Annotated in this window: 14 protein-coding genes and 1 pseudogene; 7 read left to right on the plus strand and 8 right to left on the minus strand. The window is 68.7% G+C overall.

Annotation, left to right across the window (positions count from 1 at the left end):
• Window positions 1-4 precede the first annotated feature (4 nt).
• The gene (locus tag AB4Y91_RS12220; RefSeq protein ID WP_441418732.1) at window positions 5-1,345 is read left to right on the plus strand and encodes a 3-oxoacyl-ACP reductase; all 1,341 of its coding nucleotides are present in this window, start codon (window positions 5-7) and stop codon (window positions 1,343-1,345) included.
• Window positions 1,342-2,256 (plus strand): MaoC family dehydratase, encoded by a 915-nt coding sequence (locus AB4Y91_RS12225; protein WP_441418733.1) that lies wholly within the window; start codon window positions 1,342-1,344, stop codon window positions 2,254-2,256. The genes AB4Y91_RS12220 and AB4Y91_RS12225 overlap by 4 nt, the downstream gene beginning before the upstream one ends.
• Before the next feature lie 92 nt (window positions 2,257-2,348).
• Here the strand turns inward: AB4Y91_RS12225 and AB4Y91_RS12230 are convergent, their stop codons facing one another.
• From AB4Y91_RS12230 to AB4Y91_RS12250, 5 genes are all read right to left on the minus strand, one after another.
• Window positions 2,349-3,536 (minus strand): FUSC family protein, encoded by a 1,188-nt coding sequence (locus tag AB4Y91_RS12230; RefSeq protein WP_441418734.1) that lies wholly within the window; start codon window positions 3,534-3,536, stop codon window positions 2,349-2,351.
• Window positions 3,537-3,585: 49 nt separating this feature from the next.
• On the minus strand, window positions 3,586-4,746 hold the full coding sequence (locus AB4Y91_RS12235) for a serine hydrolase domain-containing protein (protein WP_441418735.1): 1,161 nt from the start codon (window positions 4,744-4,746) through the stop codon (window positions 3,586-3,588).
• A gap of 47 nt (window positions 4,747-4,793) precedes the next feature.
• Window positions 4,794-5,861 carry a glutathione S-transferase family protein gene (locus AB4Y91_RS12240; protein ID WP_441418736.1) on the minus strand — a complete coding sequence of 356 codons (1,068 nt, stop codon included), beginning with the start codon at window positions 5,859-5,861 and terminating at the stop codon, window positions 4,794-4,796.
• 99 nt (window positions 5,862-5,960) lie between these two features.
• A complete protein-coding gene (locus tag AB4Y91_RS12245) occupies window positions 5,961-6,761 on the minus strand; it encodes a M50 family metallopeptidase (RefSeq protein WP_441418737.1) in 801 nt (266 codons plus the stop codon).
• A gap of 24 nt (window positions 6,762-6,785) precedes the next feature.
• Window positions 6,786-7,139, minus strand: a complete 354-nt coding sequence (locus AB4Y91_RS12250; protein WP_441418738.1) for a TraR/DksA family transcriptional regulator — start codon at window positions 7,137-7,139, stop codon at window positions 6,786-6,788.
• Between the two features lie 587 nt (window positions 7,140-7,726).
• Here AB4Y91_RS12250 and AB4Y91_RS12255 point away from each other — a divergent pair.
• The 5 genes from AB4Y91_RS12255 to AB4Y91_RS12275 all read left to right on the plus strand — a co-directional run bounded on the left by AB4Y91_RS12255 (window position 7,727) and on the right by AB4Y91_RS12275 (window position 16,576).
• On the plus strand, window positions 7,727-7,858 hold the full coding sequence (locus AB4Y91_RS12255) for a hypothetical protein (protein ID WP_441418739.1): 132 nt from the start codon (window positions 7,727-7,729) through the stop codon (window positions 7,856-7,858).
• A gap of 7 nt (window positions 7,859-7,865) precedes the next feature.
• Window positions 7,866-10,037 carry a 4-alpha-glucanotransferase gene (gene malQ, locus AB4Y91_RS12260; RefSeq protein ID WP_441418740.1) on the plus strand — a complete coding sequence of 724 codons (2,172 nt, stop codon included), beginning with the start codon at window positions 7,866-7,868 and terminating at the stop codon, window positions 10,035-10,037.
• Window positions 10,038-10,223: 186 nt separating this feature from the next.
• Window positions 10,224-10,856: a GNAT family N-acetyltransferase gene (locus AB4Y91_RS12265; RefSeq protein WP_441418741.1), complete on the plus strand. Its 633-nt coding sequence runs from the start codon at window positions 10,224-10,226 to the stop codon at window positions 10,854-10,856.
• A 289-nt stretch (window positions 10,857-11,145) separates the two neighbouring features.
• Window positions 11,146-13,875, plus strand: coding sequence for a LuxR C-terminal-related transcriptional regulator (locus tag AB4Y91_RS12270; RefSeq protein WP_441418742.1), 2,730 nt, complete (start codon window positions 11,146-11,148; stop codon window positions 13,873-13,875).
• Window positions 13,876-13,948: 73 nt separating this feature from the next.
• Window positions 13,949-16,576: a LuxR C-terminal-related transcriptional regulator gene (locus AB4Y91_RS12275; RefSeq protein ID WP_441418743.1), complete on the plus strand. Its 2,628-nt coding sequence runs from the start codon at window positions 13,949-13,951 to the stop codon at window positions 16,574-16,576.
• Between the two features lie 113 nt (window positions 16,577-16,689).
• Here AB4Y91_RS12275 and cysC read toward each other — a convergent pair whose 3' ends face one another.
• The 3 genes and pseudogenes from cysC to AB4Y91_RS12290 all read right to left on the minus strand — a co-directional run.
• Window positions 16,690-18,006 (minus strand): adenylyl-sulfate kinase, encoded by a 1,317-nt coding sequence (cysC, locus tag AB4Y91_RS12280; RefSeq protein ID WP_441418744.1) that lies wholly within the window; start codon window positions 18,004-18,006, stop codon window positions 16,690-16,692.
• The gene (locus tag AB4Y91_RS12285; protein WP_441418745.1) at window positions 18,003-18,974 is read right to left on the minus strand and encodes a sulfite exporter TauE/SafE family protein; all 972 of its coding nucleotides are present in this window, start codon (window positions 18,972-18,974) and stop codon (window positions 18,003-18,005) included. Before AB4Y91_RS12285 ends, cysC begins: the two co-directional genes overlap by 4 nt.
• A 202-nt stretch (window positions 18,975-19,176) precedes the next feature.
• Window positions 19,177-19,473 (minus strand): annotated as a pseudogene (locus AB4Y91_RS12290) (hypothetical protein); the annotation flags it as partial.

The raw sequence follows: 19,473 nt of genomic DNA on the forward strand, positions 1-19,473 counted from the left end.
CCGGATGACTGACAAATACACCCAATTCGTGAGCCGGGGCCTGGGCAAGGACATTGCCAAGAAGCTCGGGCTGCCGCAGCCCGTGGTGCTCCGCCGCCACCGGCCGGGCCAGCCGCTGGTGCAGGGACCCGTCCTGGTCCAGGGAGCCGGCAGCGGGGCGGATGAACTCGCCGCTACGCTGTTGTCCTGGAACCTGGACGTCCGCCGCCACGCCGTGCCGCGCGAAAAACTCGGCGCGATCATCCTGGTGCTGGACGAGGCCGCGCGGCCCGAGGACCTTGAAAAGCCCGTGCTCAGCGCCGCGGCCTCGCTCCGGGACCTCGCCGCGAACGCGCGCGTGGTGACCGTTTCCCGCGCCGCCGCCGGGACCACGGACCCGGCCACGGCGGCGGCCCGGCAGGGCGTGGACGGCCTGCTGCGCTCGCTCGCGAAGGAACTGCGCGCCGGCGCCACCGGCAACGGCATCCTGCTCGCCGACGGCGCACGGATCACGAGCCCCAGCGCCCTCGGGGCCCTCCGGTTCTTCCTCTCCGGCCGCTCCGCTTTCGTGGACGGCCAGTTCCTGACGGTCTCCTCCGAGGCCGGCCAGTTGCCTGCCGACGCCGAGAAGCCGCTGGCAGGGAAGGTCGCGGTCGTGACCGGAGCCGCCCGCGGGATCGGCGCGGCCATCGCCCGCACGCTGTACCGCGACGGCGCCACGGTCGTCGTCGTCGACATCCCGGCCGCTGGGGACCACCTGGCGAGGGTCGCCAACGAGGTGCACGGTACCGCCCTGCAGCTTGACATCAGCCGGGAAGACGCGGGGCAGCGCATCATCGACCACGCCGTGGAGCGCCACGGCGGCCTGGACATCCTGATCCACAACGCCGGCATCACCCGGGACAAGCTGCTCGCCAACATGGATCAGGGCCGCTGGAGCTCGGTGATTGCCGTGAACATCGCCGCGCAGCTGAGGATCAACGAGGCGCTGCTGGCCTCCGAGCACTTCCGGAACTCGCCGCGGATCGTCTCCGTCGCCTCCACCAGCGGCATCGCCGGCAACCGCGGTCAGACCAACTACGCAGCGTCCAAGGGCGGCGTGATGGGCATGGTCCGTGCCACGGCGCCGCTGCTCGCAGCACACGGCGGCTCCATCAACGCCGTCGCTCCCGGTTTCATCGAAACCGAAATGACGGCCCGGATCCCGTTCGCCACCCGCGAGGTGGCCCGCCGGCTCAATTCGCTGCAGCAGGGCGGCCAGCCAGGGGACGTGGCGGAGGCGATCGCCTTCCTCGCCAGCGACGCCGCAGGCGGCATTTCCGGCGAAGTGCTGCGTGTCTGCGGGCAGAACCTGGTGGGCGCATGAGTGGTACTCAGCCCGTCCTCCTGGGCGAGATGCCGTCGCTGTCCAAGCTGTACGTCAACGCTGCCGCCACCGCTGCGCGCCGGCGGGTGCTGGGAACGCACGCGGGCACGGAACTGCCCGGCTGCAGCCATGAGGTGCGCGGCGTGACGGCCGGGGTCGCCAACCTGACGGCCTACCAGCACCTGATCGGGGAGACCGCCAGCGACGTGCTGCCGGCCGGGTTCATCCATGCCCTGGCGTTCCCGCTGTCCATGTCCGTGATGAACCGGGACGACTTTCCGTTGCCGTTGTTGGGGATGATCCACCTCACCAACAAGGTGGTCCAGAGCGGTCCGGTGCTGTTCTCCGAAGCCCTGGACATCCGGGCCTGGGCGGAAAACCTGCGCGGCCACCGGGCCGGCACCCAGCTGGACCTTGTGGCTGAAGTGCGCGGGGCCGGAGAGGACTTCGTCCGTTGGCGCGGCGTGTCCACCTACCTCGCGAAGGGCGTGTTCCTCCCGGGCATCGACAAGCCGTCCGCGGCCGCCGCGCCCGATGGCTTCAGGGCCCCGAACCCGACGGCGCTCTGGCAGCTCGGCGTGGACACCGGGCGGGCGTACGCCTCCGTTTCCGGTGACTTCAACCCGATCCACCTCAGCGTGCTCAGCGCCAAGGCCCTCGGCATGCGGCGTTCCATCGCCCACGGCATGTACCTTGCCTCCAGGGCGCTGGCCGACGTCGGCGCGGCCAAGGGCGACGCCTTCAGCTGGGACGTGGCGTTCGAGGCGCCGGTGTTCCTGCCGGCCCGGGTCGCGCTGGACATCAGCACGGTGCAGGGCGACGACGGCGCGTGGTTGCGCTCCGACTACGTCGCCTGGAGCCCGCATTCGGGACGCAAGCACTTCAGCGGGTCGGTGGCGTCGCTGAAATAGCGCGCCACCGAACAACGACGGCGGCCGTCTCCGACTATTTCGGGGGCGGCCGCCGTCGTCGTTCTGGCGGGGAGCGCGGCTGTGCCGTTCGGCTAGCTGGTGCCGGCGGAGGAGGCGTCCGGTTCCCGGTGTCCGTCGCTGGACTTCGCGAAATCAGCGTTACCCGACTTCACTACCCGCAGCATCCGGTGCAGGCTCAGCAGGATTGACTCGACGGCGCTCGGGGCGCCGGCGGACTGGTCGTCGGCGGCGACTCGCGCGGTGAAGGCCTTGACCGCCGCGTCAGCCTCCTCGACGAGTTCGGCCTGCCGCTGCGGTTCCTCCTCCTCCGCAGCCCGGAGCACGTCGCCCGCCATGGTCATGGCTTCGGCGAGCGGCTCGGCATACCCGTCCGGAATCACGAAGGGGGTGTCCTTGGCCCAGATGACATCCGAGAGTACCTGGGTCACGTCCTGGATATGGAAGGTCAGCCGCTCCAGGTCACGCAGGTTGCGGTAGTCCTCCTCGACGTCCCGCGGGTGCAGCCGGCGGCGGGGATTGGCTTGCCGGCTTGCGTCGGCTTTCTGCACGGCAACGCGCACGGAGCGGGCGCGCCCCGCGAGCGCCTCTGAGCGGCGGGACCAGTCCTCGTGTTCCGGCGGCCAGTTCTCGCGGAGCGCCTTGCCCATATCCCAGAGCTGTTGGGCCAGGGCCAGCCGCAGCTCGGCCAGGCTGAGGGCGGCGGCTTTGAAGTGCAGCGGCGGGAAGACGAGCAGGTTCACCACGATGCCGACGCTGACGCCGACGCCCATTTGGAAGAGATAGCCGAACGAGAACTTGTCCGGGTTGTGGCCGCCGACCAGCAGCACCAGCAGCGCCGCCGTCGGGATCCAGTCGCTGCCGGAACCGATCTTCGGCAGGCCGGCGAGGATGACGCCGAGTCCCATCATGATCGCGACCGACAGCGGCGTCGGGTTTCCCAAGCTGAACAGCGCAAAGGCGAGCCCGATGCCGAGGGCCAGGCCCACCAGCGTCTGGACTCCCTGGCGCATGGAGCCGGAGACGTTTTCGTACATCGCGACCAGGGCGCCCAGGGGCGCGTAGTACGGGTAGTCAGCCGCGGATCCGGGCATGAACGGGGCGATGAAGAACGCGACGCCCGCCGCGATGGCCGCCTTGGTGGCCAGTTGCAGCCGGGGCCACAGCAGGGCGGCAGAGACGCTCCCGGCCACGGTGCGCGCGAGCCTGCGGGCCCAGGAGGGGTGGGTGCCGCCGTCGTCGTGTTCTTTTGCATTTGCCATCCCGGCTCACCCTAGGGCCGCGGCGTTGCTGCTACAACTGGACGAACCCTTACGGGGATGCCAGCGGGGTCGACGCGCAGGCCTTCCGCACCGCGGCCGAGAGTCGTTGGGCCCTTCCGTTGGTGCGTCCTTCCTCGCTGCGCCTGGGCACGTAGCCGAAGCCGATTCCGTAGCCGGGATCGGCGAAGCCCAGGGCCGCGTTGGCGCCCTCGTGGCCGAAAGCGAGGTGGCTGCCGAAGTCCCGCCCCGGGTGCGGCTTCATGAAGACCACGCCGAAGGCGTTGTCCTGTCCGGAGGAACGGTCAAGGCCCCACACCTGCTCCTCCGCCATCAGTCCGATGGTCCGGGGCGCCAGGAAGCCCGGACCGCCGTCGACTCCGGTGGTGGCTGCGGCGTAGAGCCGGGCGAGTCCTTCCGCGGAGCCTATCCCTCCGGCGCTGCTCATGCCGCCTGCGCGGATGACGCGGTGGTTGGGCAACTCCATGATGCCGCTGACCGGCGCGTTGCTGTTCAGTCCCGCCAGGCTGAGCGGGTCCAGCCAGCCATCGGGGTCCTCGGTGTACAACACCTCGCGGAAGCGCTCCTCCTCCTCGGCGGGCAGGCCCAGGAAGAAATCGATGTCGAAGGGACGGCGGAGGCGCTCGTCAAAGAGTTCCTGCAACGGGGCTCCGGCGACCCTCCTGCACAGTTCCTCCATCAGGATGCCGATGGTCAGCGCGTGATAGCCGAAGGTGCGTCCCGGGCGCCACAGCGGGGCGGCGGCGGCCAGACGGCGGGCGGCTTCCGGCGTGGGGAACTCCTCGAGCGCGAAGCCGCCGGCGATGCCCGGCAGGCCCGCCTGGTGCGAGAGTGCCTGGCGGACGGTGAGCCGGTCCTTGCCGTGCGCGGCGAACTCGGGCCAGTAGGACGCCACGGCCGCGTCCAGGTCCAGCAGCCCGTCCTGTACCAGCAGGGCGATGACGAAGGCTGCCGCCCCCTTGGAACACGAGTAGGTACCTGTGATGTCGCCCGGGCCCAGCCCGGGACCGCCGCTGAGCTCCAGTACCTTGACGCCGCCGCGGTACACCGCTAACTGGGCACTGTACTCAGGATCCTCTGCCAGGAATGTGTCGAAGAGTTCACGGACGGCCGCAAACGCCGGGGCGGCGGTCCCGACGGAAAGCTGCGGTCCGGCCGCCGGTCCGGAGTGTGGCTGGGTGGAAAGTTCCATTGCCCCACCCTAGCGCCGCCGTGTGCACCGCCCGCCGCGGCCGGTGCCTAGCCCGCGCCGTGTCCGGCGGTAACCTCTTCGCCGGCCCGGACGGGACCCGGCGGCGTGCCGTTGCCGAAGGGGCGGCCGCCAAGGGCCTCGCGGCCGTGCTCCGAGAGCCAGTTGCCCAGCTCCGGACCCTTCGGGACGATCCCGGTGGGGTTGATGTCCTCGTGGACGATGTAATAGTGCTGCTTGATCTGCACGAAGTCGGTCGTGTCACCGAAGCCGGGGGTCTGGAACAGGTCCCGGGCGTAGGCCCACAGCGCCGGCATTTCGCTGAGCTTCTGGCGGTTGCACTTGAAGTGCCCGTGGTAGACGGCGTCGAAGCGTGCCAGCGTGGTGAACAGCCGGACGTCCGCCTCGGTGATCGTGTCGCCCACCAGGTACCGCTGCCCGGAGAGCCGTTCTTCCAGCCAGTCCAGCGCCGTCCAAAGCCGGTCGTAGGCCGCGTCGTAGGCGTCCTGGGAGCCGGCAAAACCGCAGCGGTAGACGCCGTTGTTGACCTCGGTGAAGACCCGCTTGTTGACGGCGTCGATCTCCTCCCGGAGGGCTTCGGGGTAAAGATCCGGGGCGCCGTCGCGGTGGAATTCCGTCCACTCGGTGGAGAAGTCCAGGGTGATCTGCGGGAAGTTGTTGGTGACCACTGCGCCGCTGGGCACATCGACGATCGCCGGGACCGTGATGCCGCGGGGATAGTCCGGGAAACGGCGGAAGTAGGCCTCCTGGATCCGCTCAATGCCCAGGACCGGGTCCTTGCCGCCGGGATCCAGATCGAAGGTCCAGGAGCGTGCATCGTGGGTGGGGCCGGGCTGGCCGAGAGAGATCACGTCTTCGAGGCCGAGGAGGCGCCGCACGATCACGGTCCGGTTCGCCCACGGGCAGGCGCGCGCCGCGACCAGCCGGTAACGGCCGGGTTCGACGGGCCAGCCGGGCTCCCCGTTGGCCCCGGGCGCGCCGTCGCGGGTGATCCGGTCCTCGATGTAGTTGGTGTCCCGGTTGAACTCCGCACCGCCGGTGACATAGGCGCCCCGCGTGCTGAAGGCCTGGTCCGATTTCGTGGTTGTCTCACTCATGCTCCCAGCCTATGCGCAGCAGGCCAGCCGGACGCACCTGACCGGCCGCACCGGCCCCGGTCAGCCCAGCCGGGCAGCCCAGCAGATCAGCCCAGCAGATCAGCCCAGCCGGGCAGCCTGGGCCACGAGGCCGAACAGGCCGGCGACGACCGGCGCCATCGGCTGCCATGCCACCCACCAGGCCGCCGCCACCACGACGCCGAACAGCCCGATCCAGACAAACGCCGGCAAGGGCGTGGAGCGGGCAAGCAGGTACGCGTCCGACGTCGACAGCCGGTTCCGGTGCCGCGAATGCACCGCCACCAGCTTGCCCAGGTCCCGGACGGCAGCCACCAGCAGTGCCAGCCCCAGGCCGATCATCACGTGGCCAATAAACACCGCGGGGACAAAGAGGACCAGCAGCACTGCGGCGAGGACCGCCGCGGCCGTGATCAGTACACCGACGCCGTTGCGCAGGAAGAGGAAGGAAAGCAGCAACACGAGGGTGCCGACCGACATCGCCGCCGGCCCCCAGCCGTTGAAGCCTGACCAAACCATCACGGCGCCGACGACGGCGGGGACCGGATAGCCCCAGAATGTCGACCAGGCGGCGGCCAAGGGCCGGCGGCTGTAGCTCGTGGTCGTGCCGGAATGGTCCAGGCTCAGCCTGATGCCGCCAAGCCGCTGGCCGGTCATGAGTGCGGCGAAGGCATGGCCCAGCTCGTGCGTCACGGTGGCGAGCAGCCCAAAGTACCGCCAGCTGGCGCGCGGCAGGGAGAGTGCGACGGCGACGGCGACCACCAGCAGGAGTTCGGTTCCGGTCACCACCGGTGCGGGCGCGTGGCTGAACCCGTCCACAATGCGGTGCCACCACGTTCCGGCCAGGTCGTCGGTGGCGAGGGCAGTTGACTCAATGCTCATGGGGGGACTGTTACGCCTTCGCTGTTATGCCGGGCCGGCGCTGTGCCGGATGCAGTAGGGCGTCCACGGCCTGGCCTCAAGCCGGCCCTCGGCAATCGGGCCGCCGCACACCTCGCAGATGCCGTAGCTACCTGCGTCGATCCGGACCAGCGCAGCTTCAATCTGTGCGAGCCCGGCCCTGCTTTGTTCCAGCAGCGCGGAGGCCTGGGAGAGTTCGAAAGCGATCGTCGCCCCCTCCGGATCGTGTTCGTCGTCGACGTTGGAATCCTGCCGGGCGGCATTCACCGACGTGATGTCCCTGCGCAGGGCGGGCAACAGGGCAAGCTTCCGCTCGCGCTCCTGGCTGAGGAGGATCCGGAACCGTTCGACGTCAATCATAGGGTGCAAGGCTAGCGTGGCCGGCCGGGAAGCGTCGAAACCGCCCCAAAACGCCCCTGCCCTGCCGGCAGGTCCGGGCGGCATGCGGGGCCGAAAGGCCTGTTCGCGGGAACCGGGCCGGCCGTACAGTTGGATCAGATTCAGCAGGACCTGAGTTCCGCCCAGCCAGGGAGACGCCATGGACACGCCGGTTCCCAAGAAACCCGAGGAAGAAGCCGGGGCGCTCGCAGCCGTGGAGACGCACCATGCGGGGATGCTCAAACGGCTCGAGGCGCTGATTGCCGCCCTGACCCGCGCGGTGAAGGCCCGCGACACCGGAGCGGAGCACGAGGCCCACGAGGTGCTGGTCGAATGGTGCGAGACCGAACTTGTCCCGCATGCGCTTGCCGAGGAGGGCCCGCTGTACGGCGGACCGGGGGCTATGCCGGAGGGACGGCTGCTGGTGGCCGGGATGCTCGCCGAACACAAGGCGATAGTCGGCCTCGTGGAGCGCCTCCGCGCCGCCCAGGGAGTGGACGCCCGCCGTCGCCGCCGGCACGATCGGACAGGTCTTCGCCCTGCACCTGGAGAAAGAAAACCGGCTGCTGATGCCGTTCATTGTCGAATCGCCCGGTCTCAGCCTCGCCGCCTCCGTCGCCGGCCTGCACGAGCTGGTGGGGGAGGCCCACATCCACGCCGCCCACGGTGCCGAACCGCCGGCGCGCCCGGACAACGGCTGACGCGCCCATGAGGGACGGCACGGAACCGGCTGACCACCACCCCGCCACGGCAGACGACGCCGACGCGCTGCTGCGCGAACTGGCAGCGGCCCACGGGGTGGGAACCTCCTATTGGGGCTGGGACGGGGTGGAGCGCTCCGTTGCCGCGGACACCCTTCGCCGGGTCCTCACCGCCCTGGGCGTTGCCTCCGCCGGTCCGGGGGAGATCAAGCGCTCGCTGGAGGCAGCCGAGCTGGCCCCCTGGCGCCGGTTCTTGCCGCCGGTCGTGGTGGCGCGGGAGGGAGCAGCGGCATCCTTCGATGTCCACGTCCCGCACGGGACCGACGTCAATGTCCGGGTCGTCGCCGAGGATGGCGCCCGGCACGACGTCCGGCAGCTGGAGAACTGGGAGGAGCCTCAGGAGATCGACGGCGCCCTGACCGGGCGCGCGAGCTTCGCCATCCCGGAGGGGCTGGCGATCGGCTGGCACACCATCCAGGCGGACGCGGCCGGCACCGCGGCGGAGTGCCCGCTGGTGGTCACTCCGGGGCGGCTGCGGACCACTGCAGCCCTGGCGGCACGCCGCAACTGGGGACTCACGGCCCAGCTCTACTCCGTGCGATCAGCGCGTTCCTGGGGGATCGGCGACTTCGCGGACCTGGCCGATCTGGCCGCCGTTGCCGGGGCGGAAGGGGCGGGGTTCATCCTGGTCAACCCCCTGCACGCCGCGGAGCCCCGGCCGCCGGTGGAGGACTCGCCGTACCTGCCGGCCACCCGGCGCTTCTTCAACCCGCTGTACATCCGGGTGGAGGATATCCCTGAATACGCCTACTTGGAGCCCGGTGCGCTGGCCGAGGCGGACAGCCTCGCGACCCGCCTGCGGGCCGCCAACCGGGAGGCGTCCCTGCTGGACCGCAACTCCAGCTACGAGGCAAAGCTGGCGGTGCTTGAGCGGGTGTTCCGCGTCCGGCGGGGACCCTCCCGTTCACGCCGGTTCAGCGACTTCTGCCGGGACCAGGGCCAGGGGCTCGACGACTTCGCGCTGTGGTGCGCCCTGGCAGAGAGCCTCGACCCCTCGGCGCCCGAGTGGGCGGACGCCGCTGCCTCCCCGGACACCGGGTACTGCGCCGCCCAACGGACCGCGCTCGCGGACCGGATCGAATTCCACCGCTGGCTGCAGTGGATTTGCGACCAGCAACTGGAATCGGCGCAGGACGCCGCGCGGCGGGCCGGCATGGACATCGGCGTCGTGCATGATCTTGCGGTCGGGGTGAAGCTCGGCGGCGCCGACGCCTGGACCCTGTCCGGCGTCCTCGCGCACGGCGTGACGGTTGGCGCGCCTCCGGACATGTTCAACCAGCAGGGCCAGAACTGGACCCAGCCGCCGTGGCACCCGGGGCGGCTCGCCGAGGCCGGCTACGCCCCCTACCGGGACATGCTGCGGACCGTGCTGCGCCACGCCGGCGGGATCCGGGTTGACCATGTCCTGGGCCTGTTCCGCCTCTGGTGGATCCCGGAGGGCGCCGGGCCGGGCGGGGGCACGTACGTGTACTACGACCACGAAGCGCTGATCGGCATCCTGGCCCTCGAGGCCCAACGCGCGGGGGCAGTGGTGATCGGCGAGGACCTCGGCGTTTTCGAACCCTGGGTCCGGGACTACCTGGCCGAACGGGGCATCCTCGGCACCTCGATCCTGTGGTTCGAGCACGACGGCGACGGGCCGCTGGCGCCGGAACGCTACCGGCAGCAGTGCCTCACCAGTGTCAACACGCACGACCTGCCTCCTACCGCAGGCTACCTGGCCGGCGCGCACGTGACGCTCCGCGAGTCGCTCGGGCTGCTGCGGCGCCCGGTCGCGGAAGAACGCGCCGCCGACGCCGCAGAGCAGGAAGCCGTGCTGGAGCTCGTCCGGGAGCGCGGGCTGCTGCCGGCAGCGGCGGAGGCCGGGGAGCAGGCCACGGTGGAGGCGCTGTACGCGTTCACCGCCCTCACGCCGTCGTCGTTGCTCGGTGTGGCGCTGGTCGACGCCGTGGGGGAGACCCGCACGCAGAACCAGCCCGGCACCAGCACGGAGTACCCCAACTGGCGGATACCACTGGCCGGGCCGGAAGGCGTCGTGCTGATCGAGGAACTGCCTCAGGACGCAAGGTTCCGTTCGCTCCTCGGCACGGTCCAGCAGGCCCTCCACCCCCGCGGATAAGTCGTTCGTGGCCGGCCGGCAGCTGGCTGAACCGGCTGCGGATGGGCTGCCGCACAGCCGCGGCCAGCGTGTCGTTGCGGACTGCGGCATCGGGGTGATAATTTCTCTTGCCGCCGAAAATTTGCGGACACATACGGCTTCCGCCGACCCACTCCCCACGCTTCACCGCGCACCAGAAAGGCCGCAATGGCGCTGCTCCTTCCCGACACCCTGCCGACCCTTCAGACGGCCACCGGCAGGTTCGTCCTGGCACCATTCACACCGCTCGACGTCGAGCCGCTGGCGCGCCTTCTGGCCCGCGACGAGATCTGGTCCCAAGGCTTTAGTGACAGTGAGGCCCGGCCCGCGGGTGAGGCCGAATTGTCAGCGTTCGTGGACCGCCGTTTCGCGGGGCTGCAGGTGTTTTCGGTGTACCAGCAGCTCCCGCTGGGACAGTCCCGTTTCGTCGGAACCACCGGCATCACCGAACACGACGAGAGGACGGAGCGCGTGAAGATCGGCCGGACCGTGCTGGACCCGGACCTCTGGGGAGCGAAGGTGAACCACGAGGTGAAGATCACCCTGCTCGACTGGTTGTTCTCCTGCGGGGCTGGACGGGTTGAATGCGACGTGGACAGCCGCAATCAGCGGTCGCTGGCCTCGCTGGCCCGGTTCGGCTTCACTGCCGAAGGCACCCGGCGCCGGTCCTCCCGCAACGCCGACGGCGTCTGGCGCGACTTCGTCATCCTGTCGCTGCTGACCGAGGAGTGGCCGGAGCTGCGTCCCCGCGCGCTGGCTTCCCTGTCCGGGCAGAGGCCCGCCGGGCTGCTCGCCGTCTAGGTCCGGGCCGGGGGACGCTCGCTTTGCTCACGGCTCCGGCGAGATTCTGGAGCACCATGTCCGGCACCTCCTCCCCGCGCGCCAGAGATAGAGGCGTGACGGTACTTGCGGCGTCGCCGAAGGGCGGTCACGAGACGGGTAGGTAGTAGATCCAAGAGGTTGAGTACCGTTGCCGTCCGCCATCAGGACCGGGGCAGGTAAATCGAGTACAGGTTACTCGTGTACCTGCGCAGCGCCGTTCGTAGGTTGGGGCTACTGGGTCTCCAACTGAATACGAAGGTCTCGCCTCATGTTCGATTCAAATGCTGCCGTCTTAATTTCTGTTGCCGCAGGCAACCCTAAAAATCGTGATTCCGATGCCCCGGACGGGGTTAAACAGATTTCCCGTCCCGCATGGTGCCGGCAGGACCTGGTCGAGGACATCCTGGGCTCCCTGACCGGCCGCGGCTCACCCGGCGGCTCCTGCGGCGCGGTGGTAGTCGGGGCGCCGGGAGTGGGCAAGACCTTTCTGGCCCGCCAGGCGCTGGAGCGGCTGGACGACAGTTACCTTGTGGTGCAAGTAAATGGCAGTTCCACCTCGGCGTCGACGCCCTATGGCGCCTTGGGATCGCTGCTCAACGACCTCGACGAAGGATGCGCTGAACATCCGCTAAAGGTGGTGGCCGGACTTGCCCAGTTGCTGCGGGACCGGGCAAAGGGGCGCAACATCGTGCTGTTTGTGGACAACACCGAAGGCCTGGACGAGCTCGCCGCGCTCGTCATCAACCGACTGACCGTCCATGGAACCGTTCGCCTGCTGGCCACGGGAGAGGATCTGCTGGCGGCTCCGGGCGACTTGGTGTCGCTGTGGAAGGACAGGCTCATCGGTCGGACAGACGTGGGCGCTTTCAGCCTCGCCGAGGCAAGCCAGTGGCTGCGCAGCTTCTGCGCCGCCGAGGTCTCAACTGCCGCAGCAGTGGCTTTCTGGAGGGCCAGCCGCGGCAATCCGCGGGCGCTCGAACTGATCCTGCGCGATCAGATTGACGCCGGCACCTTTATTGAGGACGCCGGCGTCTGGGTGCTGACCAACCGCACATTCGTGTACGGCGCATGCTCCCGGGACGCCGTCAGCGCCTGGGCCAACCCGGAGTCCGCGGCCGAGCAACAGGTCCTTGAGCTGCTGGCGCTCAGCGGCGGAATGCCATTGAACACCCTCCTGCGCCTGTGCAGCGCCGAAGCCCTCGACTCCCTCACCCGGCGGGGCTGCCTCGACCTGGCAACCGACCGGCGGCCCCTTGTCCGACTCTCGAACCCGTTGGCGGAGCGCGCGATCCGCCAACGCGTCCCCCACGGCCGCAGCCGGACGCTGCGACGGCTCGCTGCACAGACCCAACGAGCAACTGACAGGTCGGCCACGGAAACCCTGGAGCTGGCCCGGTGGGCCCTCGACTGTGGGGAGGCCTTGTCCCCTCAGGAGGCCAGGCATGCTGCCCGGCTGGCCAATCTCGCAGGTCAGCCGCAGCAGGCCCTGAGGTTCGTGGAGCTCCTGGCTCCGAAGGAACGCGGCACCGCTTTGGCCCAACAGGGCCGGGCGTACGCAGCCTTGGGGGACCCCGCAAAGGCCGAACAGCTCTTGTCGCCGGATGCCCTTGACGCCATGGACCTTGCGCTGGGCTGTTGGGTTGAGGCGATGCTGGTGCGCAGTTCCGTCCTCGCATCCCGTTTAGGCCGCGGACCGGAAGCCCGCGCCGCGTTGGACCGGGTGGAAGCCAGACTGAACGGAGCCGCTGCCGCCTCTGTCCAGGACGCGGCCGGTATCGCCGCGCTGCGGGAGGACGTCGCCCTGGCCAGGGCCGAACTGGACCTCGGCGAGGGCAGATACCGGCAGGCGACGGATGCGCTGAGCCGGCTCTATCCCGCATGCGCGACCCAAGGCAATAAGGTGCATGCTGCCACGCTCCTATGGCAAGCCTGGACGATTGTGGGACGCCATGCGGAGGCCCGGGCCCTTGTCCACGACATGCAGATGCGTTTCACCGCGGAGGAGCTGGCGGCGGTCAATGCCAGGTCAGCGGAGCAGGCACTGTTAAGCGTCTTCCTCGGGACGGCCTCAGATCCCCAGCTTTGCCATAGCCCCGATGCGGGACGGTTCGGCGACGGGATCGCCGCCGTCGCCGCCGTCGCATTGGACCAACTCGCCCAGGGGGCTCTTGACGCGTACTGCGGCCGGGCGGAGCGTGCGCTGGAAAGGCTGTTGCCGGCACATAGTCAGCTGGGGCAGCTGGATACGTCCGGAGCGCAGGCTTTGGCCAGTGCCACGATCGCCTACTGCTACGCCTTGCTCAGGGAAAACGACAAAGCCCTCCAGTATCTGCGCTCTGTGGAGCTGGACGGACGTTGCCCCTCTCAGCTCTCCTTGAGCGTGCGTTCGCTGTTTCAGGTGCTCGCCTCTGCCGAGCTGGCGTCTAAAGAAAAGGCCGGCGTGCGACTGCTGGAACGCGCCGAGGAGGAACGCCGACGCGGCGCGAAACTCCCTGAACTGCTCTTCCTCTGCGCTGCCGTGCGCCAAGGCTGCCGGGGCGCTGCCCCCCGGCTGGTCGCGGCGTCAGCTGCCGTCCACGGTCAGTTCGCGGACGTCACTCACCTGTTCGGAACGGGCATTGTGGAACAGGACAGCGCCGTGCTGCTGGAGGCCGCTGAGGCCGCCGCCCGGATAGGTGATGACCTGTTCGCCAGGGACGCCGCCAGGGAGGCCCAGAAGGTTGCCGACGCGGCGGGGGACCGGGCCGCGGCCAGGGCAGCCAGACACCGGATCAGCAGCAGTGTCCAGAAAATGGGCGTCCTGCCGGCGGAGGAGGACGGACCGACGCTCACAGCGCGCGAACAGGAGGTAGCCCAGCGGGCGGCCGCGGGTGAGAGCAACAAGGCCATCGCCGCGAAAATGTGCATTTCCGTGCGGACGGTGGAGGGCCATCTTTACCAGATCTACGGAAAGCTTCAGGTCTCCAGCCGTGCCGACCTGAAGATGACCTTTGCCTAGGGGGCCGGCGGACATGGACAACGACGACTTTCCCCGCGCCCTGGTGGGCTGCTCCGACCTGGTAGCTTCAATCGTGGCCGCGCTGCAGGACCCTGACCGGGTAGGAGTCCTGCTGGCGGGGGACGCCGGCTTGGGAAAGAGTGCGTTGGCCGGGGCGGTGCTCCGGCAGCTCGGCGCGGCGGTCAAGCCCTTTTGGATCTTTCCCGCAGCGGCGATGACGAAGCTCCCTTTCGGCGCGCTGGCTCCATACCTGGGCTCATACCCCTTGCCGGAGTCCGAACCGTGGCCGTCAGTGCCCCGCCGCATGGAGAAGGTGCTTAGCCGGCGGCTCGAAACCGGGGAACCCACAGCGCTTGTGATCGTGGAAGACGCCGGGAACCTGGATGCAGACAGTTCCAGGGTGCTGGCGCAACTGGCCTTGATGGGCCTGGTAAAGCTGCTGGTGCTCTCCAGACCAAAGCCGGGACCGACGGCAGCTTTTGTTTCCCTCTGGAACGAGGGGCTGCTGCGGCGCTTTGACCTGTCCCCGCTCACCGATGCGCAGGCCCGCGAGCTCTGTAGCCAGATGCTGGGTGGTGAGGTTATCAACAGCGCCAGTACCGCTTTATGCAGGATTGCAGGCGGAAACCCCCTGCTTCTGCTCGCGCTGATCCGCCAGGCCCAGCGCACCGGTGAACTGGTGCTGCGTAACCACGTCTGGATGCTGAAGAACTTTCATCTGCGCGTCGATCAGCAATTGAGGGATCTGGTCCGGGAACAGCTCGCCTGCAGGTCTGCGGCCGAGACGGAGATCCTTGAGACGGTCGCGCTCGCGGAGCCTCTGCCCCTGGCCTGGCTGCACCGGCTCGCCAGTGATTCGGACGTTGACACCCTGATAGAGGACCGGCTCATCACCATTGCCCGGGGGCCGCAAAGGTTGGTGCGGTCGGCCTCCCCGCTGCTGGGAAAGGTGGTGCGCGCCCTTGTTCCTCCGGCCCGCAGCATGATGATCCGCTCGCGCGTGCTCGATGTTGTGGACGGCACGATGCCGGAGGAGATGCAGACGCGGTTGGTCTGCTGGTCCCTGGACTGCGGAGCCGAGGTTCCCGACGAGCAGCTGTTGGGTGCAGCCGCCAGCGCCAACCGGCATTTCGAGCCGATGGTAGCGCTGCAAACGGCCGGAGCGATCGATGGCGAAGTGTTCCGGGCGGCAGCGAAAGTCCAAATGGCAGACGCCCATTTCCATCTTGGTGATCTTCCGCGCGCGGCGGCGCTGCTGCAGGACTGCGTCGACTCCGCCGCGGACCACGCGACGGCGGGGGCAGCATCCATCCTCGCCGCCCGCGTGCATCTCGGCATGGGCGGGCAGACCCTGGAACTGAGGAAGATCGCCGCCTCCTGGCGCGCGTCGGAGCAGCGTCTGGGAGCAGGGAGCCTGACGCCCGGACCGGCCGAGTCAGCCGGTAGCCGGCTGCTGATTCTGCATGCGCTCCACTTGGAGGGACGTTACGCCGAGATCGAGGATGAGCTGGCCGAACGGCTGGCCGACACCGGATCAGATCCGATTACCCGCGCCAAGATTCTCTATCTCTGGGCTGAATTGCTGGCCGCCACCGGTCGGCCGGACAGTGCCTTCCGGGCGAGCGGCGAAATCCTGCAGCTGCTGGGGGGAAGTTCCACGGCGCAGTTCCGGGCGTATGAGCTGGCACGCTTCAAGCATTCGCTGGCACTGGTTCGCCTGGGACGATGGAACCTGGTCGCCATGCCCCCTACGGAGGCCCCCTGGCACGGATTCCGCAGCGGGTTGCACTTCAGCGGGGGACAGTCCTTGGTGGAAGGGCTGGCGGCGCTAAGAAAGGGCGACATGGTGACCGCATTGGGCAGGCTTTCGGTCGCCATTGAGGCCTTCTTTGAATCAGACTTCGACCACCTCCTGCCGTATGCCTTGGGTTTGGCGGCCTATGCAGCTTCCCTGCTCGGGCAAAACGACGTGGTGGACCGCTACTGCGAGGCTTTCAACCGCGTCCCGTATCGAGGGTCCGCACACTTCCAGCTGATGGGGCAGGCCCACGTCGCGGCAGCGCGGGCGGGTCTGCATGGAGCAGCTAACGGCGTCCGGGAGCTGTCAGTGCTGGCTGATCGGGCCCGAGGCATGGGACTGCTCGCGGCGGAGCGGGATGCCCGAGAACTGGCGCTCCGGCTCGGCGACAGCGGCCACTTGCCGCGGCTGGTGGAACTGACGGATCACGGCGAAGGCCCGGAGGCCGAGTGCCTCAATGCCTACGCGCGGGCCCTTCTTCAGCGTGACGCTGAGCAGCTGATCGCGGCCAGCGAAAGGGCACAGGAACTGCGGTACCACCTGCTGGCGGCGGAATGCCTTGGCAAGGCCGTCTGGTTCCTGAACGGCAGCGGGGACCGCAAGCGCGTTCGCGCCGTGGCCCAGTTGCTTCAGCTCAGGCGCAGGGAGCTGGCGGGAATCAGCACCCTGTCCTTGTTCGGCACCGATGACGCCACCTCCCTGACGCCCAGGGAACGCGAAGTAGTCACGATGGTGATCAACGGCAACAGCAACCGCGAAATTGCCCAGCTCGCCTCACTGTCGGTCCGCACTGTTGAAGGACACCTCTACCGGATCTTCAGCAAGCTCGGCATCAACCGCCGCGAAGACCTGACGAGTTGTGACTTGATGGCTGTGCGAAGCGACGCGCTCAGCCCCCGCTGAGGACCGGGGAGAACAGGAACGATGGTTGGGCTACTGACCTGCCTCCATGACCAGGCCAACAGGAATGTCCTGGCTTACGGCAGATTTCCTCGCTCAACCGCCACGCGCCGTCTTCACTGGCTGAGTTCCACCAGTTCCCTGGCCCCGACGCCCATCGCTGCCAAAATCACATCGACCGCCTCGTCCACCGAGGTGGTGCCGGTATCAAGCACCAGATCGGCGTCGAGCGGCGGTTCATACGGAGAGCCGATCCCGGTGAAGTCCGGTATGTCACCGGCCCGGGCCCGTGCGTACAGTCCCTTTCGGTCCCGCGCTTCGCATACCTCCAGCGACGTGGCCACGTGCACCAAGACAAACGAGCCGACAGTCTCGGCCATCGCCCGGACCTCCTGACGGGTCGACTCGAACGGCGCGATCGGAGCGCAGACGGCAACTCCGCCGGACTTGGAAACCAGGGAGGCGACCCACCCGAGCCGGCGGACGTTGAGATCCCGGTCCTGCCGGCTGAAGCCAAGACCCGAAGACAGGAGCCTGCGCACGTCGTCGCCGTCCAGCAGCGTGACGGGGCGGGAGTCTGCCCGCTGCAGCCGTTCCGCCAGTGCGCGGGCGATTGTAGATTTCCCGGAACCGGACAGGCCCGTCAGGAAAACGACAGCACCCAGCGGTGGGGTGCCTGCTGCCAGCGGTTCGGGAGCGGCGGCGGCACGCCGCCTCGGCGCTGCACTGGCCGCGGCCCCCGCATCGGAGGTGTAGTTGAGCAGGATGGAGGCGCCCAGCCGGAGCAGCACGTAGTCGCGCAGGGTCCGGTCCCGGGCGCCGGACGCACCCTCGAACGCGGGCAGGACCAGCAGTCCGGTCCGGGCTCCAACCAGCTGCTCCGTGCAGCGTTCAAGGACGGAAAGCAGTTCCAAGACCGTATAGTTTCCGTGCTCCTGGCAGCCGGCAACCGCGACAAGCCACAACCTGGCGTGATGGCGGATTGCCATACCCATCGCTTCGGCGAGCTGGGCAGGCTCCGGCAGCCGGTCGAACGCCGCCACCAGGCTCGGATCCGTGTCCTGTCCCGGTCCGGTGAGGGGCCGCGTCAGACGCAGCCGGCGCATGGGCGGGTGCTCGGCGGGCTGAAGGGCTTCCAGCCGGCCGGCAAGGTGCATGGTGCCGTTTCCCGCGCCCTGGCCGGCGGATACGGTCAATCTAGCCAGCGGTGTGCCATCCGGATCCGTGATCAGCAGGGCGCTGCAGTCCACCGCCTGTTGGCCGACGGCGGCGGGCACCGAGAGCGTAAACGGCCAGGGCCATTCCGGTGGAACGTTGGAGGGCAGAGCATAGCCGTCCGCCGGGCCGTACAGGCCGCCCAGCAGGAGTTCCAGCTCATCGAGCCGGGCGCCGGTCAGAACGTGTGATGGTTCAGAACCGAAGAGCAAGCTCACAGTGTCCCCCTGATTCCGCTCGTTGAGTTTAACAAGGCGGCTGCCTCGCGCCGACGTCGGCTCTCCACGGTGGCCAGCGCCGGGAAACCCTTCTGCCGGCGCAGATACATCCATGCCAGGGGCGCCACCAGCAAGGCGGCCACCAGAATCCCTGCTGTTACCGGGTCCGGGACGGAGAGCATCTTTAGCGCCGAGGCCAGCAGCACAAAGGCCAACGCCCGGCGCACGAAGCCGCCCGAGAGACGGGAGGACAGCATGGCCCCGAGGTAGACGCCGGGGATGCTGCCCAACACTAAGGGCAGGGTCAAGCCGAGGTTCAGATCGCCGAAGAGCGTGTGCCCCACGGCCGCAGCGAAGACCAGGGGAACGGCCTGCAAGAGATCGGTGCCGACCAGCTGGTTGGCCTTGAGCCCTGGGTAGATGAGCATGAGCCCGATGATGATCAAGGATCCGCTTCCGACGGACGTCATGCCCACCACAATGCCGCCCAGAATGCCCAAAAGGACGGTGGGCAGAACCCGGACCGCCACCTGCGGCCGCTCTGTAGGCAGCTCGGCTCCGCGCCCGTCCGCGCTGCGTGCGCGCTCGGCAAGCCGGAGGTAGGCCCGCACCACCAACAGGATGGCGCTCAAGAGCAGAGCGAAGCCGAGCGCCGTTTTGACCATCTGCTGGACGTCCTCGCCGGGGCCCAGCCATTTGAGGACCAGCACGCCGCAGAAGGCTGAAGGCACCGAACCCACCGCCAACCACTTAACCACGTCCAAGTTCACCGTCCGGCGCCGCAGGTGTACCAGGGAGCCCACCGGCTTCATGACGGCGCTGGCGACGAGGTCGCTGGAGACCGCGGCGAGCGGGGGAACGCCAAAGAACAGCACCAGTGCGGGGGTCATCAGGGCGCCGCCGCCCATACCTGTCAATCCAACGACGATGGCTACACCGAAAGCGGTCAACGCCAAGTTCAGGTCCATGGCCCAGATCCTGCCACCGAGGACGCACCGGACAAACAGGTAGTTCGGTGCCTCCGAGAGTAGTCACCGGGGCCGGGCAGACAGTGTAACCAGGTCCGATGCCGCGTGGTCAGGCGCGAAGCGCCCCCGCCGCAACCCCGCCGCAGTCCTGACGGACGGCCGATCGACGGGCAAGGCCGCCGCCGGCACGGCATTCACTCCGCTAGCCGCTGGTGGTGGTTGTTGCGGTGAGGTCGAAGCTGATGTCTTTGGTTGCGTGGTAGTTCAGGTGGGTTTCGGCGGCGATGGTGTTGGTTCCGTTGACCAGCAGGGAGAGTGGGACGTTGAAGGTGACCGGGGCGGCGTTGGCATTGGAGGTGGGGATTGCTGCGGTGGCGTAGGTGTTGATGGTGACAGTGCCGGTGGGCATGCGGGTGCGGCCGACTTCGGTGCCGTTGACGTAGATGACGACGCCGTCGTCGGCGACGGTGGTGAGTTTGAGCGCGGTGACGGCGGAGGC

It is taken from the genome of Arthrobacter sp. YAF16 (assembly GCF_052113385.1).
GTDB lineage: Bacteria > Actinomycetota > Actinomycetes > Actinomycetales > Micrococcaceae > Arthrobacter.

Excerpts from the sequence above, each read along its gene's own strand:
- AB4Y91_RS12220 (WP_441418732.1), top strand. The coding sequence starts at position 5 with ATGACTGACAAATACACCCAATTCGTGAGCCGGGGCCTGGGCAAGGAC.
- AB4Y91_RS12225 (WP_441418733.1), top strand. The coding sequence starts at position 1,342 with ATGAGTGGTACTCAGCCCGTCCTCCTGGGCGAGATGCCGTCGCTGTCC.
- AB4Y91_RS12230 (WP_441418734.1), bottom strand. The coding sequence starts at position 3,536 with ATGGCAAATGCAAAAGAACACGACGACGGCGGCACCCACCCCTCCTGG.
- AB4Y91_RS12235 (WP_441418735.1), bottom strand. The coding sequence starts at position 4,746 with ATGGAACTTTCCACCCAGCCACACTCCGGACCGGCGGCCGGACCGCAG.
- AB4Y91_RS12240 (WP_441418736.1), bottom strand. The coding sequence starts at position 5,861 with ATGAGTGAGACAACCACGAAATCGGACCAGGCCTTCAGCACGCGGGGC.
- AB4Y91_RS12245 (WP_441418737.1), bottom strand. The coding sequence starts at position 6,761 with ATGAGCATTGAGTCAACTGCCCTCGCCACCGACGACCTGGCCGGAACG.
- AB4Y91_RS12250 (WP_441418738.1), bottom strand. The coding sequence starts at position 7,139 with ATGATTGACGTCGAACGGTTCCGGATCCTCCTCAGCCAGGAGCGCGAG.
- AB4Y91_RS12255 (WP_441418739.1), top strand. The coding sequence starts at position 7,727 with ATGCCGTTCATTGTCGAATCGCCCGGTCTCAGCCTCGCCGCCTCCGTC.
- malQ (WP_441418740.1), top strand. The coding sequence starts at position 7,866 with ATGAGGGACGGCACGGAACCGGCTGACCACCACCCCGCCACGGCAGAC.
- AB4Y91_RS12265 (WP_441418741.1), top strand. The coding sequence starts at position 10,224 with ATGGCGCTGCTCCTTCCCGACACCCTGCCGACCCTTCAGACGGCCACC.
- AB4Y91_RS12270 (WP_441418742.1), top strand. The coding sequence starts at position 11,146 with ATGTTCGATTCAAATGCTGCCGTCTTAATTTCTGTTGCCGCAGGCAAC.
- AB4Y91_RS12285 (WP_441418745.1), bottom strand. The coding sequence starts at position 18,974 with ATGGACCTGAACTTGGCGTTGACCGCTTTCGGTGTAGCCATCGTCGTT.